10 protein-coding genes are annotated in these 15,631 nt (G+C 38.6%); 1 reads left to right on the forward strand and 9 read right to left on the reverse strand.

Annotated features, from left to right (window positions below; genetic code table 11):
• Positions 1–2 precede the first annotated feature (2 nt).
• The 3 genes from BMF77_RS03350 to BMF77_RS03360 all read right to left on the reverse strand — a co-directional run bounded on the left by BMF77_RS03350 (position 3) and on the right by BMF77_RS03360 (position 9,699).
• Positions 3–6,008 (reverse strand): non-ribosomal peptide synthetase, encoded by a 6,006-nt coding sequence (locus BMF77_RS03350; RefSeq protein ID WP_148760648.1) that lies wholly within the window; start codon positions 6,006–6,008, stop codon positions 3–5.
• A complete protein-coding gene (locus tag BMF77_RS27640; protein ID WP_246863057.1) occupies positions 5,989–8,766 on the reverse strand; it encodes an amino acid adenylation domain-containing protein in 2,778 nt (925 codons plus the stop codon). Before BMF77_RS27640 ends, BMF77_RS03350 begins: the two co-directional genes overlap by 20 nt.
• A gap of 330 nt (positions 8,767–9,096) precedes the next feature.
• A complete protein-coding gene (locus BMF77_RS03360) occupies positions 9,097–9,699 on the reverse strand; it encodes a DUF3318 domain-containing protein (RefSeq protein WP_148760650.1) in 603 nt (200 codons plus the stop codon).
• 74 nt (positions 9,700–9,773) lie between these two features.
• Between BMF77_RS03360 and BMF77_RS03365 the strand changes: the two genes are divergently transcribed.
• On the forward strand, positions 9,774–10,028 hold the full coding sequence (locus BMF77_RS03365; protein WP_148760652.1) for a hypothetical protein: 255 nt from the start codon (positions 9,774–9,776) through the stop codon (positions 10,026–10,028).
• 64 nt (positions 10,029–10,092) lie between these two features.
• On the opposite strand, the gene BMF77_RS03370 is transcribed toward BMF77_RS03365, so the two are convergent.
• The 6 genes from BMF77_RS03370 to BMF77_RS03395 form a co-directional block, all read right to left on the reverse strand.
• Positions 10,093–10,902, reverse strand: a complete 810-nt coding sequence (locus tag BMF77_RS03370; RefSeq protein ID WP_148760654.1) for a DUF874 family protein — start codon at positions 10,900–10,902, stop codon at positions 10,093–10,095.
• A 119-nt stretch (positions 10,903–11,021) separates the two neighbouring features.
• Positions 11,022–11,471 (reverse strand): DUF3368 domain-containing protein, encoded by a 450-nt coding sequence (locus BMF77_RS03375; protein ID WP_246863058.1) that lies wholly within the window; start codon positions 11,469–11,471, stop codon positions 11,022–11,024.
• 45 nt (positions 11,472–11,516) lie between these two features.
• Positions 11,517–11,801: a UPF0175 family protein gene (locus tag BMF77_RS03380; protein WP_028091754.1), complete on the reverse strand. Its 285-nt coding sequence runs from the start codon at positions 11,799–11,801 to the stop codon at positions 11,517–11,519.
• A gap of 251 nt (positions 11,802–12,052) precedes the next feature.
• Positions 12,053–13,120, reverse strand: coding sequence for a pentapeptide repeat-containing protein (locus BMF77_RS03385; RefSeq protein ID WP_168204389.1), 1,068 nt, complete (start codon positions 13,118–13,120; stop codon positions 12,053–12,055).
• Between the two features lie 211 nt (positions 13,121–13,331).
• The gene (locus tag BMF77_RS03390) at positions 13,332–13,865 is read right to left on the reverse strand and encodes a transposase (RefSeq protein WP_015078995.1); all 534 of its coding nucleotides are present in this window, start codon (positions 13,863–13,865) and stop codon (positions 13,332–13,334) included.
• Between the two features lie 133 nt (positions 13,866–13,998).
• A complete protein-coding gene (locus BMF77_RS03395) occupies positions 13,999–15,336 on the reverse strand; it encodes an NAD(P)/FAD-dependent oxidoreductase (RefSeq protein WP_148760660.1) in 1,338 nt (445 codons plus the stop codon).
• Between the last annotated feature and the right edge of the window lie 295 nt (positions 15,337–15,631).

Here is a 15,631-nt window from a genome sequence, read left to right on the forward strand (position 1 = left end):
TTTTATCCATAAACTCTATCTTTTAAGATTTCAACATAATTTTGCAGCATTGATTGAATATCTTTGTAACTAAAATATGTCTGATCGTATTCTACATGAATGCTGACATTTCCTGATAATGATTCCATGGAAATAGCATAATTTAAAGGAAAGTTAAACTTGTCATAAATCATTTTTCTCTGTACCTTTAAGCTAGTATGCTTGTCCACAGTTTTGGTATTATGGAAATTTACAAAATTAAACGTAGCCAAAAATAATTCCGTTGTTTTTTGATCTGACAAAATTTCCAGCAGTGGATATCTCACAAAAGGTTCGATATCAATTAGGGTTTGCTGGACATTTTTAATTTGCACACTTTTATCTTCTGTAATTGTTTGACAAAATGGCACAATATTCCAGAATAAACCCAAAGCTCCGAAGGGATCAGATAATCTTTCTATCCTACCATTAGAAATAACTCCTACAGAAACCTGATTTTCTTTCATGACAATACTAATGAGATCCAGGTATGTACTCAAGAAAATTGCTTTTGGTGAAACTTTTAATTTTCGACAACATTCACGTAAATCAAGAATTATTTCTGCGTTAAAGTTGTCTTCTATGGCTTTCTGGCTATCGGAAGCAGACTTTACTTGAAATACGGTTGTCTTTAACGGCTGCAATGGTTTATATTTGTAATTTTGCAAATGAAGTTTCCAGAAATTTGATGCCTCTGTTGAGCTAATGATTTCTTTCTCTAAAGCGACAAATTCCTGATGTACATTATTTGCAGAAATCACGGTTATTTCTTCTCCTTGCTTGAGAGCAGAATATAATTCCTCTAGTTGATTTACAAATTCAATACCACTCCAACCATCTGTAATTGCATGGTGCATTGACATAAAGAACTCAAATCTATTTTCAGCTTTGCGAACAAGCCATAATCTAAAAAGTGCTTCATTGCAATTCTCAACGTTGAATAAATTTTGCCTATCTTGCTTTATGATTGCATTAATGTAATTTTCCTGTTCGTCTGATTTGATGTTACTAATATCTTGTTCATTGATGGAAAATTTCAGATTTTTTCTAACCACTTGACATAATGGTTTTCCGTTCTGAAAAATAAACACCGTTCTCAGAGTTGGATGTTTTTCTACTAGAATTTGTAGAGCTTTCTTGAAGACATTTATAGAAAGATTTTCATCATATATATCTAATAATTCCTGTCCATGATAAACCCCCATTTTTTGATGATCATTCGCGTAATGATGCAACATAAACTCCTGCATTTTGGCAAGAGGATATGCGAATTGTGTATCATCAGGTAATAACTCAGAGATATCTTGAGTCAGTTCTAATAAATGTAGGGGGACAGGAACATTATTTTCCTGATGCTGATAATTATTTATTGGTTGAGAAAAGCCGTAAATTTCCTGGTTTGCAGATACATCAATAGATAAACAATGAGTAATTAGAAAACGCAAATTTGCTGCAAAATCTTCAGCGAGATTTTCAATAGTGTCTCGGTGGTGAAAATTTTCGCTGTAAGTCCAATCTAGTTTTAACTGACCATCTACTACGAGTCCATTAATATCTAGTAAATGACTGCAATTCTCTTGCTGGCTATGTTCCGCTCCCACTGATTCAGAAGCTAGTTTAAAGAAGGAATTTTCTTGTCTTCCCCAATCGAATTGTCCCAAATAATTGAAACTAACTTCAGCTTTTGGCATTGTTGAAAGTTGAGAGATAATATCTTTATCACCACTCAAATAACGCAGCAAACCGTAGCCAATACCTCGGTTGGGAACAGCACGCAGTTGTTCTTTGATCGACTTAATAGCATCTCCCAGATTATCTGTTGCTTTTAACTCTAAAAGTACGGGAAAGATGGTCGTAAACCAACCGACTGTCCTCGATAAGTCTACATCTTCAAAAATATCTTCTCGTCCATGACCTTCAAGATCAAGTAACACAGAATTACTACCAATCCAACTACCTAAAGTCTGCAATAAAGCAGTTAGCAAGATATCATTAATCTGGGTTTTATAAGCTTTAGGAACTTCCTGCAATAAAGCGCGGGTTTCCTCTGGTGAGAGTGAAACTGATATGATCTGATTGAATGCTACAGTATTAGCACCCAAGGCATGATCGACTGGTATACGAGTTATTTGTGTAGATGGAATACCTTGCCAATAAGTTAGTTTTTGCTTTGCACTATCAGACTGTGCGTAAGAATTTAGTTTCTCAGCCCAATATTTAAAAGAGGTCGTTTTAGGACGAAACTGAATTTTTTCACCGCGACTAATCTGTTGGTAAGCTGTTTCTAAGTCTTCTAACAAAATTCGCCAAGAAACGCCGTCTACTGCTAGGTGATGAATAATTATTAATAATCGGCTGGATTTGTTAGTACCTAGACAAAAAAACGCTACTTGTATGATTGGACCAGAAGCAATATTCAAGCTAGTTTGCAGGGAATTAGCAGTGGCTTCAATAGCTGCTTTTTGTTCCCTATCTGGGATGTCCGATAAATCTACATAAGAAAAAGGAATAGTATCATCAGGGGTAATATTAATCTGTTCCCCATTGGACGGACAACGTAAGCGCAGAGTATCATGATGTAATAATAATTGTCGCAGCACTTCCGGGAATAAAGTCCAGTCAACTACCCCAGATAATTCCAGCAGCAATGACTGATTAAAGTGGTGAGGTTCGGGGAAATTTTGCTCTTTGAACCAGTGTTGAATAGGTGTCAGCGGTAATAATCCTGTTACCAAACCTTGTTCTGCTTTCACCGTCTGAGTGATGTTAGTTACTGCCGCCAATTCAGCAATCGTCTGGTTTTGAAATATCTGTTTAGCCGTTAATTGTAATCCAGCTTGTTTAGCTTTAAAAATAATCTGAATACTGAGAATAGAATCTCCACCCAACTCAAAGAAATTGTCATGGATACCAACTTGTTTAAGATGCAGAACTTCACACCATATTTTTGCTAGTATTTCTTCAGACTCCGTGCGCGGTGCTGCTAGATCCGTTTCTATTTTATGGCTTGTTGTATCAGGTTTAGGTAAACCACGCCGATCTACCTTACCATTAGGGGTAAGAGGCAGAGCATCCAAAACCACAAAAGCAGAAGGTATCATGTAATCTGGTAACTTCTGTTTCAGGAAAGAACGCAATTGCGACTGGGGTAAAGACGTTTCATTCAACGTCCCTACTATGTATGCAACTAAGCGTTTAGAACCTGGAATATCATCAGAATCAATCACTACCGCTTCTGATATTTGGGGGTGTGTAATCAGTAAAGTTTCAATTTCCCCCAGTTCAATGCGAAAACCGCGTATTTTCACCTGATTATCAATGCGACCCAAAAACTCAATATTCCCGTCGGGTAAATAACGAGCTAAATCCCCTGTTTTGTAAATACGTTCTAATGGATTAAAAGGATGAGGAATAAATTTTGCATCTGTTAAATCTGGACGGTGGAGATAACCTCTAGCTAAACCCATACCACCAATATGCAACTCCCCTGGTACACCCATAGGAACTGGTTGTAAATAGCTATCAAGAATATAAATCTGCACATTATCAAAAGCATTGCCAATTACTTGTTTTGGCTGTGTATCCTCTGTTGCTAACTTTGATAAGTCGTATACTGTTGACAATACCGTTGCTTCTGTTGGCCCGTAGCCGTTCATTAATAGCGGTGGTGCTTTTAAATTCTGAATACTTGACCTCTCCTCCATGCACTTTTGCCACAACTTTAATTTTTCTGGTAGCCATTGTTCTCCCCCAGTTGATAACAATCTTACTGATGGTGGTAGGGTTTCATTGGTTGTTGCTAATTCAGCCGTTAACTGCTGCCAGTAGGCTGTTCCCACCATTAATACTGTTAATTTCCATTCCCAGCACTTCTGTACAAATGTGGAGACAGCACCCAACATTTCGGCAGTCCGTAGCACTAAAGTTCCACCACATATTAAACAGGGATAGATTTCTTCTACGGCTGCGTCAAAACTAATAGATGCAGCTTGAAGAACTCTGTCTTTATTGTTCATCCCATACTTATCTCTTACGGTTTGGGTTAAATTCACTAAAGACCGATGTTCAATCATTACTCCTTTCGGCTTTCCTGTGGAGCCGGAAGTATAAATTACATAGGCTAAATTATTGGCTTTAACTTGAGTTTGTGGGTTTTTGTCGCTTTGAGTGCTGATTAATTCCCAATCGGTATCTAAACAAATTACTTGTACCGCAGAATCTAGAGACGTTCCATGGAACGTCTCTACAATAGTTAATAGCACTTTTGCCTGAGAATCATCCAACATATAAGCTAAACGTTCTGCTGGATAAGCTGGATCTAAAGGAACATAAGCACCACCAGCTTTGAGAATCCCTAATAATCCTACTACCATTAACAGCGATCGCTCTACACATATTCCTACTAAAACCTCTGGATTCACACCCAGTTTTTGCAGATAATTTGCCAGTTGATTTGCCTGTTGATTTAATTCCTGATAAGTTAGTTTTTCCCCTTCAATCTCTACTGCTACAGAGTCGGGGGTTTTGATTACCTGTTCTTCAAATAATTGATGGATACATTTATCTAATGGATAATCTTTTTTAGTATTATTCCAATCAACTAATAATTGATATTGCTCAATTTCTGTTAACAATGGTAATTGGGAAATAGGTTGCTGTGGATTGGCGACAATTCCTGTTACTAAAGTGTGGAAATTTCCTGCCATGCGAGCAATTGTTGAATCATCAAACAAGTCGCTATTATATTCCCATTCGGCTATCAATCCAGAAGATGTATTCTCAATTGAGAGAGCTAAATCGAACTTCGCTATTCCCGTTTCCACAGGAAATGAACTTATACTTAACCCTGGCAAATCTAAACTTGATATAGGAACATTCTGGAGATCAAACATCACCTGAAACAGAGGTAAGTGACTCAAAGAACGCTCAGTTTGCAAAGCATCAACCAATTTCTCAAAGGGCAGGTCTTGATGACTGTATGCTTGCAGAGATACTTCCCGCACCCTCATTAGTAACTGCTCAAAACTGGGGTTGTCTGACAAATCAGTTCGCAGCACTAAAGTATTCACAAAAAGACCAATTATCCCTTCTATTTCCGGACGATTACGACCAGCAATGGGTGTACCAATTACAATATCCTTTTCCCCTGTGTAACGATAAAGCAAGGTAACAAAAGCCGCAAAAAACGTCATAAATGGGGTAACTCCCGCACCCTTGCTAAGTAGGTTCATGGACTCACCTAGGGACTGAGGAAGTGTAAATTGTTGATGTTTTCCCCGGTTTGTTTGAATAGCAGGTCTGGGTCTATCGGTAGGAAGTTCTAATAAGGTGGGAGCGCCTTGAAGTTGTTGCTGCCAATAGGATAGCTGCTCTGTAATTCTCCCTTGTTCCCACCACTGTCGCTGCCAAACGGCAAAGTCTGCATACTGTATGGGTAATTCAGGCAGTTCAACAACTTTTTGAGGGGTTTTGTCATTACAGAATGCAGTGTAGAGTGTTGCTAATTCTTGGACAAATACCCCTGTTGACCAACCATCAAAAATAATATGGTGCGCTGTGAGGATAAAAATGTACTCTGTTGAGGTAAGCTGTAAGAGAGTGGCACGTATTAAAGGTTCTCTTTCTAGATCATAGGATCGCACTGCCTCATTTAGAACTAATCGCTGCATTTCCACTTCTCGTTCCTCTGTTGGCAGATACAGCAAATCTACGATTTCTAGTGGCAAAAAAAGAGTTTCAGCAATAACCTGAATAGGTTGATCTTCTTGTGTGACAAAGTTTGTCCGTAACGCTTCATGTCGACGGATGATTTCGTTCAGGCTCGATTGTAGCGCAGTTACATTAAGTTTCCCGCTAAACCGCCAAAGGATAGGGATGTTATAAAACGCACTATTGGGATCTAATTTGTCTAAAAACCACAATCTCGCTTGTGCAAAGGAGAGCGGGAGGTTTTCTGTCCTACCAACTGGTTTAATTTTCCCCCAGTTCAATGCGAAAACCGCGTATTTTCACCTGATTGTCAATGCGACCCAGAAACTCAATGTTACCGTTAGGTAAATAGCGAGCTAAGTCTCCTGTTTTGTAAATACGTTCTGATTGCTTAAAGGGATGAGCAATAAATTTTGCATCTGTTAGATCTGGATGGTGGAGATAGCCTCTAGCTAAACCCATACCACCAATATGCAATTCCCCTGGTACACCAATAGGAACGGGCTGGAGGAAGCTATCAAGAATATAAGTCTGGACATTATCAAAAGGAGTGCCAATGATTTGCTGTCCCTGTGTATTCTCTAGGCGCAACTCCGATAAATTGTATACCGTTGATAATACGGTTGCTTCTGTTGGTCCATAGCCGTTCATTAACATCGGTGGCGCTTTTAAATTCTGAACGCGCGATCTATATTCCATGCTCTTTTGCCACAGGTTCAATTTTTCTGGCAGCCATTGTTCTCCACCATTAGCTAACAACCTTACTGATGGTGGTAGGGTTTCATTGGTTGTTGCTAATTCTGCCGTTAGCTGGTGCCAGTATGCTGTTCCCATCATTAATACTGTTAATTCCCATTCCCAGCACTTCTGGATAAATGTGGAGACAGTACCCAACATTTCAGCAGTCCGTAGCACTAAGGTTGCACCAGAGACTAGACAGGGATAGATTTCTTCTGCGGCTGCGTCAAAACTGATCGATGCAGCTTGCAGAACTCTGTCTCTATTGCTCATCTCATATTTGTCTTTTACCGTTTGGGCAAAGTTCGCTAAAGACCGATGTTCAATCATTACTCCTTTCGGCTTTCCTGTGGAGCCAGAGGTATAAATTACATAGGCTAAATTATTGGCTTTAACTTGAGTTTGTGGGTTTTTATCGCTTTGAGTGCTGATTAATTCCCAATTGGTATCTAAACAAATTACTTGTAAGTCAGTATTCGGTATTGAGTTCACTAACTGCTGTTGAGTTAGTAGCACTTTTGCCTGAGAATCATCTAACATATAAGCTAAACGCTCGGCTGGATAAGCTGGATCTAAAGGAACATAAGCACCACCAGCTTTGAGAATCCCTAATAATCCTACTACCATTAACAGCGATCGCTCTACACAAATTCCTACTAAAACCTCTGGATTTACACCCAGTTTTTGCAGATAATTTGCTAGTTGATTTGCCCGTTGATTTAATTCCTGATAAGTTAGTTTTTCCCCTTCCAACTCTACCGCTATAGCGTCAGGTGTTTTGATTACCTGTTCTTCAAATAATTGATGGATACATTTATCTAATGGATATTCTTTTTTAGTATTATTCCAATCAACTAATAATTGATATTGCTCAACTTCTGTTAACAATGGTAATTGGGAAATAGGTTGCTGTGGATTAATTAAAATACTTTCTAGCAAGGTTTGATAATTTCCTGCTATTCGTTCTACAGTGGAAATATTAAACAGATCAGTGTTGTATTGCCAGCAAAAATTAAACTCACTACCAGTTTTAATAATCGCCAAATCTATATCAAATGCTGATCCTCGTTGATGTCCTTCTATTAAGAATGGCGACATCACTAAAGATGATTTTTGGCTATTATCATACCAGCGATGCTCTTGCCAAGTTAAAGAAACTTGAAACAGAGGAGGACGACTAGAATCTCTTTCATGAATAAGCTGTTTTACTAATAGGGGAAAGGGATAATCTTCATGCTTCTTACCCTCAGAAACTCTGCGACGTATTTGAGCAAGAAAATCTCTGAAGGTGGGATTTTCCCCTAGATTTGCACGTAATACTATGGGGTCTGTAAAGTAGCCAATAATACTTTCAAATTCCTTTTTACCTGACCGACCTGCAACTGGACAACCTACTAGGATGTCTTCTTGTCCTGATAAGCGGTAAAATAGGATAAAAAATGCAGCCAGGAAAATTCTATACAGGCTGGTTTTTTCTAATTCTGACAACTTTCTCAGCCTGGAAAGCAATTCTTCATCTAACTTGATGATGTGTGTGCTACCAGAGTAGGTTTGCACATTTGGTCTAAGTTTATCTAAGGGCAAATCTAAAACTGGCAACTCACCTGTTAATTGTTTATGCCAGTATGCTGAAAGTTGTTCACCTTGAGAACTTGACAACATCTCGGTCTGCCAACTTACATAATCTGTGTATGATAGCTTTGGAAGAGAGAGACTATTATCTGTTTGAGAATTATAAATATCTGAATTTTCAATAATTTGTAAGTCAGCTTGAGACGATGTTTTTACTTCTGTAGCATACAGAATTTGCAGTTCATTTAATAATATGTCAAAAGACCACATATCTCCAGCAATGTGGTGCATGGCCAGTAATTGGATATGTTCTGCTGATGATCTTGTAAATAGATGTACCCGCAATACTGGACCTGTTTCCAAGTTGTAAGGACGCTCGGTTTCTACCAGAATTTTTTTTTCTAAGTAGTCTAATTCCCAAGTAGAAGCATCTGTTATTTTAATATCTATCTCTTGGTATGGGTGAATTACTTGAATAGGTTGATCTTCATACTGTGCATAAGTAGTTCGTAGGATAGGATGACGTTCTACAATCTGAAGCCACGCTCTGTGCCATGCCTCCAAATCTAACTCTGAGTTTATCCGTACTGTTGTATAGATATTGTATGCGATGCTCTGGGGTGCTATCTGGTCAAGAAACCACATCACTTGTTGACCGTAGGAGAGGGGAAATGATTTCGTTTCCTCTGTAAGTTGTGGCTGCTTTTCCAAAGAAGAATTGCTTTGCATTGCTAATTTATAACTTTGTTATCTGTGAGTTTAATTGTAGTCGTTAGGGGCGTACAGAAAATAGCACAACCATAATAACAGAAATTCGTACTATGATTCTTCGATTTCTAAGAGGATGTTTGAAAAGTTTTAGGTTGTGATTTTAGGCACTTACAGATCCCCCCTAACCCCCCTTGTTAAGGGGGGAACTAGAGTCAAAGTCCCCCTTTTTAAGGGGGATTTAGGGGGATCTAAAAATATTTGATACACCATGAGGGACTTTTCAAACACCCTCTAACGGGTAAATGGGTATCCTGGTATCTACGTTCCCTGTTCCCTTTGAATGTACATCTATTGATAATTTTTAGGAATACCAACTTGTGATAAACCAGCAATTACTTTCAAGTTTTGACAACGAATTAATTCACTAAAATTTAAACCAGAACGCCCTTCTATTGTTCCTACTACTTCAATAGCTGTTAACAAATGTTGGGCGGCTTCAGTTTCTGAATAACCTCGTCTTTGGGCGATTCTAATAGCGACTGTATCAGCAGTTAATTCTGACTCCTGGGATTTATTCGTGCGCCAAATCCGGATAGCCGCTACAGCACTTAATCCCCCGGCTATTACCACACCTACCACATCCGCCTGGACTGCCTCCAGTATTCCGCCTACAAGCCCTGCTAACACCACACCTTGATAAATATTAGGTTGTAACCATTTCACCCCTATTAACCAGCTTACCTTCTGTAATAGGAGTAAATCTCGTTGGGGTTTTGTCAACCGTCTCCATAAGTCGAAATTAATATATATTGGTCTTGCTTGACTCAATGGCAGGGGAAAAGCCGCATCTATTACCTGTTTTCGTTCTGGTTTACTGACGATTTTAGTCATCATCCGCCCAGAAGCAGGCATGACATCCAACAACCGACGAATTTCAATATTTGGTTCCATAATATCCATTGTTAGTCATAATTATGTATATTCAATGACTACTAAGATTACACTCTATTACAGTTTATATTTATATGGACGCTTTTGATCCCAATCCGCCAGAATGGACTAATCAAGCCGTACACGCCTATCAATTCCATTGTCCCAAATGCCATGCTGGTAGTCGAGAAGCCGTTAATGTGTGGTTAAATAGAAGGTCTCCTGTCAGTACCCCAGATCGTCGTCGTAAGTGGCAAGAATTTTACCATTGTCATTGCGGTTATGTCTGGTGGGCTTGGAGTAATGATAGACCACCGACGGATTTATCTAAGGAAAATCAAAATAATTAACTGCTTTGAGGCAGAGCCTCTATGGTGGCATTCCCAGTCGGAGACTGGGAACGAGAGATTGTATTTATTCTAAATCTGGTTCAACACCAAGCGATCGAAGTTGGGCAATTAATCTTTCGGTTTTTTGCCTTTCTTGTTCTAACTTTTGCCTTTCTTGTTCTAACTTTTGTCTTTCTTGTTCAGCTTTTTGTCTTTCTTGTTCAGCTTTCTGTCTTTCCTCCTCTGTGCTGGTTAATATCCAATTACCGTCTTTGTCGTACCAACGTAACCAAGGCATTTCGACGGTTTTATAACTTCCTTGCCACACTCCTAAACCTAATTCTATTTCGGGAATCCAAAACCGAAAATCTGATAATTCTACTTCAGCATAACGAGCGCCAGTTAACTGAAACATTCTAAATTCAGATTTATAACGATCAAAGATGGCGTAGTAGGGAACTCTTAAAATTTGTTCGTAAACTTCCCATTTACCAGGAGGTTTTTCGACATCTCTTAATGTTTGCCCTAAGTCTTCTTTTTCTGTTCCAGGTGAGAGTAATTCAACTATAATATGAGGGTTTACTCCTTCTTGCCAAACTACATAACTTAACCGTAAATCTCTTTTATCATAAAGAGAGGGAACACCTAATACTGCAAACCAATCTGGACGTTTATACCATGAAGGATGACGCAAATCATAATAAAGATTCAGATCACTTCCTGTAAATATTTGGTCCCTAGGATAGTCAGGTGGACGGAATGTTTCTGCTAATAATTGTGGTTGGAATAAATGAAATTGATCTGGCAAACCAGGTTGATCTTGATCTTCGCTAGGAAGATCATACATTGTCGGTAATGTTTCTTTAGGGGAAAGTGGCGGATCTGTTTGATACATTCTTAACAATCCTAAAGATAGAATTTCTATTTCTATTATGTCGCAAGATGATTCAGTTTAGAAATGCAATATTCGCATATTATAAATAAAGTGCAGAAAGTGGGTTTCATACTTACCTATTATTCCCCGTTCTTTTCCTGTGCTAAAGTCAAAACCTGCACATAAAGCCGATCTGAAATTCTCATTTCCTGTGCTTGCATTTCATTTAAAACATCCTTAACACTATCCAACAACCCTCGACGCTTCGCTAACAGCAAAATCCCCACAGTCCCAATTAAAGGTAACTTTCGAGCCATAGCCACCTTCCTGGCAGCCCTTTCATCAATTAACAACTGAGAAGCACCAATTTCTTCCGCTAAAGCAATAGCTTCTGACTCTCCTAAATCTAACTTAAACGACTGTTGTAACTCCCTAACCAATTGCTGATTATCTACCGTTACAATCTCCAACCAAGACAAATTCTGAACAAGTTTTGCTGCTGGATGCTCACCTACCTGCAATTCATCAAATACACCCTGGGGAATCACAACTTTACCAAAAAGTTTTGGCAACAAATCAAGATGATCCACTTTTGCTAACTCGCTAATTGGCGTAGTATCAGAAACAATAATTATTTAAGAAATCTGCTGATTTAAAATTAACTCTGCCTGTTCCACTTCTTGACGTAATTCTTCCAAGTTTTGAGAATCATCAAAAAGAGAAATACCCCATTTTTTCATCATTTCTATTACTTCTAAACGAGAAACACCAAGAATTTTTCCCGCCCTACCACTGCTAATTTCTCCTACTTCTAATAATGTCATTACATAACCTTCTTTAGCTTTTTGTAAAGCTTTTTCCTGAACCTCAGCCGAAAGCTGAATACTTTCTAATTGCTCATCTAAAATTGTTAAAGCCATTACCAAAATCTCCTAATTCTACATTTTTATTTTAATCTTTAAGCTACTTACTTTAATAATGTTTATTTAGGATAAATAGGTGGATCTGTTTGATACACTATTGATAATCTTATATATAAAATTTATATTTCTAAAATGTAGCAATAATTCAGAAGTTACAGTTTTATTTTAGCATTACATTAAGACACTTGAGGCAGAGCCTCTAAAATAGCATTCCCAGTCTGGAGACTGGGAACGAGTTATACAGATGATCAAGCTTCACAAAACCATTCTGTGAGGTTGGCTATCATGAGGTTAGCTCCTGTGAGGTTTGCTTCTTCAAGGTAAGCTTCTCTAAGGTTAGCTCCTGTGAGGTTAGCTTCTGCGAGGTTAGCTTCTGCGAGGTTGGCTTCTGCGAGGTTGGCTCCTGCGAGGTTGGCTCCTGTGAGGTCGGCTTCTCTGAGGTCGGCTTTTGTAAGGTAAGCTTTTGTGAGGTCGGCTTCTGTAAGGTTGGCTTCTGTGAGGTTAGCTCTTTCGAGTTCGGCTCTTATGAGGTTAGCTCCTTCGAGGTTCGCTTCCGTGAGATTAGCTCCTTGGAGTTTGGCTTGTTGAAGATTAGCTTTCCTGATATTAACATTACTTAAATCAAGTCTTTTATTTTCTGGATCTGGGTGTTCGCGTCGTCCAATTACAGTCAGACACTCTTGAATATCAAGCCGAAGTTTTGGTAGTTCTTCTGTCTCTTTGTTATTTTGAGTATTTAGAAATTCATCTATAAACGATTTTTTATTCTGTGATTTATCTTCTTTTTTAACAGGTGCATTCTCACGCACAAAAGCTGTCAGAACTTCCATAATTGTCCATTGATCTTTTTCTGAATCTTTGGCAATTCTCTCTAGTGTATAAATTGCGCCTAATCTAACTTCAATTTTTTCACTCGCAAGTTGTTCTATGGCTTTAGCAAAACGTTCTGTAATTTGCTTTTCATTCGCAGTCTCAGCATTTTTATTTGCTGCGTCTGCATTTCTATTTGCAGCCTCTGCATTTTTATTTGCCGCGTCTGCATTTCTATTTGTAGCCTTTGCAGTCTTTTCCATAGCCTCTGCACGTCTACCTGCAAAGTAAACATTAACAATTACTGCCCCTCCACTAATGAATAAACCTAATACTTTAAGACTTTCAACAATATATTCATATTTGTTTCTCAATAATTCTGTTCTGTCAGTAATTAAAATCATTGAGATAAAATAAACTGTAACAGCAACAGCTATCAAAAACAAAAATATAGTTACAGCGATCGCCCAATTTTTAATAAAATCGTTTTTATCATCTGTGAACATAATACAATTTCTACTCCCTGTGTAAAATGGCTTTATTAAGTAAGCAATGCAAGATACAGACATTTTAGCACATCAAAAAGCAAATACACTAGAACAAGAAAAAATTTTATTGTTAAAATAACCTTAAATAACGGCAGAAAAATTAAAATTTATTCTTCCTCGTTCCTAGTCTCTGACTAGGAATGCTATCAAGAGGCTCTGCCTCAATATCTCACAAATCAATCAATTCCACCTCTAATAAACTCGGCAATTCCATATAATTCCGGTAACTAGAATAACGCCAATGAGCCGGATCATCAACATACCCACGTCGCACCGGATTATTATGAATATATTCTAATTTTTGGATAAACATTTCTTCATTAGCAATTGCTTGGGGATGAAAACCTTCTTGCCACAGTTGATAATCTTGTTTGATCTTGTGTTTTAATTTATGAAATTCTAATTGATTAAGTATATATTCAGCATTATTTTTCTGGAGTAAATCAATAATGGAACGAGCCGTAAATGATTTAAAATTCCCTATTTCTTTAGATAAGTTTGCAGCCGCAGCGATGAGATGAAGATGATTTTCCATAATGACATAACCATATAATGTCAAACGCTGCTGACGTTGGAGAAAGTTGAGGGAATCTATGATAATTTGGACAAGTTCAATATTGCCAAATAATGGCATCCAATTTACTAATGTGCAGGTGAGGAAATGCGGTTGAGTTCCTAATACATGATAGCGGCTGCGTCCCATTGTTTCATTTAATTTGGTAGATGTGGTGATTTTATTTTAATATGAGAGGCAGTTTTTTAATAATAATGAGGGAATATGGGAGGCAGAGCCTCTAGAGGGCATTCCCAGTCAGAGACTGGGAACGAGGGAGGAACTACACATTTAACGGTTTTTTTGGGATGACTGGCGTTGGTACAGGTGCAATAGTTTCCTTACCTGTAATTAATCTCGCGCCACGATTGCGGGTAAAATAACTCCACAACCATTGAATCATCACCACTAACTTATTATCAAATTCAATCAAGAAGTAGATATGAATAAATAACCAGACAAACCACGCCAAGAAACCTCTGAGTTTGATAAATCCTAAATCAACAACTGCGGCGTGTTGCCCAATCATTGCTAAACTACCTCTATCCACATATTTGAATGGACGTAATGTTTCACCTTTCAACCGTTTTTGAATGAGTTTAGCCACATATTCGCCTTCCTGCATGGCGACTGGCGCAACTCCCGGTAAAGGTTTATCATTTTGATGGGCGAAATTTGCTAAGTCACCAACTACGAAGATGTTGGGAAATCCTTTAATACTTAGGTCTGGTTCAACCATAACACGACCTGCCCGATCGCTCTCAACTCCCGTCTTCTCTGTCAAAACTTTCCCCATTGGTGAGGCTTTCACACCCGCAGCCCACAACACGGTTTTTGCAGCAATTTCTTTAACATCATCACCTTGCTTAATCGTCACAATATCATTTTCAATATGTGTAACTAAGGTTTTGGTTTGCACATCCACACCCAAAGCTTTTAAAGATGCTTCCGCTGTGTGAGATAATTCCGGTGCAAAAGGTGGAAGAATCCGATCTAAACCTTCTAACAATAAAACTCTGGTTTCTGCGGTGTCAATGTTGCGGAAATCTTCTGTCAGGGTTTTAGTTGCCAATTCAGCGATCGCTCCCGCCAATTCTACCCCAGTTGGACCACCACCAACAATTACAAAAGTTAACAAAGCTTGGCGTTTTACCGGATCACTTTCGCTTTCAGCCGCTTCAAATGCGGAAAATATCCGCCGACGCATCTCAATTGCATCTTCTACAGTCTTTAAACCCGGTGCAAACTCTTCCCAGTTATCCTTCCCAAAATAGGAATGCTTCGCCCCTGTAGCCACAATTAAGGTATCGTAGGGGACGGATTCCGCACCTACCATCACATTTTGGGCGGTAGTGTCAATATCATTCACTTCACCCAACAGCACCTTTGTATTCTTGCTTTTGCTGAGAACAGCACGCAAAGGAGAGGAAATATCCGCTGGGGACAAAGAACCTGTAGCGACTTGGTACAGCAGTGGTTGAAAGAGATGAAAATTGCGTTTATCAATCAGCGTGATTTGTACATTAGCTTTAGCCATAGACTTAGCGGCATACAATCCACCAAAACCACCACCAATAATCACGACTTGATGAACCGGTTTCTTGTCAGCTAGATCAACCATAAAAAATATTTCCTTCCATTACAGGGCTGTAACTATTCTTAACAAATTTGTATCAAAATTATCACAATTATTTCTGTTTATCTTGAACTTCTGAAAAAAAAATAAAAGTAGGGGATTGAAAGGAGTCAGGAGTCAGGAGTCAGGAGTCAGGAGGAAGAAGGAAGAAGGAAGGAGGAAGTTGGGTAATTGTAATTTTTATTCCCTGTTCCCTGTTCCCTATTCCCTGTTCCCCAATTTGCGATACAATCGTAAGTCTGCCAATTTCATGACAGCCTTTATAAACAGGAGATGCTTC

Source organism: Dolichospermum sp. UHCC 0315A (genome assembly GCF_008121535.1).
In the GTDB taxonomy this organism is placed as follows: Bacteria; Cyanobacteriota; Cyanobacteriia; order Cyanobacteriales; family Nostocaceae; genus Dolichospermum; species Dolichospermum lemmermannii.

Coding starts and splice junctions, on each gene's coding strand:
- BMF77_RS03360 (WP_148760650.1), bottom strand. CDS start 9,699: ATGGAACCAAATATTGAAATTCGTCGGTTGTTGGATGTCATGCCTGCT.
- BMF77_RS03365 (WP_148760652.1), top strand. CDS start 9,774: ATGGACGCTTTTGATCCCAATCCGCCAGAATGGACTAATCAAGCCGTA.
- BMF77_RS03395 (WP_148760660.1), bottom strand. CDS start 15,336: ATGGTTGATCTAGCTGACAAGAAACCGGTTCATCAAGTCGTGATTATT.
- BMF77_RS03380 (WP_028091754.1), bottom strand. CDS start 11,801: ATGGCTTTAACAATTTTAGATGAGCAATTAGAAAGTATTCAGCTTTCG.
- BMF77_RS27640 (WP_246863057.1), bottom strand. CDS start 8,766: ATGCAAAGCAATTCTTCTTTGGAAAAGCAGCCACAACTTACAGAGGAA.
- BMF77_RS03390 (WP_015078995.1), bottom strand. CDS start 13,865: ATGGGACGCAGCCGCTATCATGTATTAGGAACTCAACCGCATTTCCTC.
- BMF77_RS03370 (WP_148760654.1), bottom strand. CDS start 10,902: ATGTATCAAACAGATCCGCCACTTTCCCCTAAAGAAACATTACCGACA.
- BMF77_RS03385 (WP_168204389.1), bottom strand. CDS start 13,120: ATGTTCACAGATGATAAAAACGATTTTATTAAAAATTGGGCGATCGCT.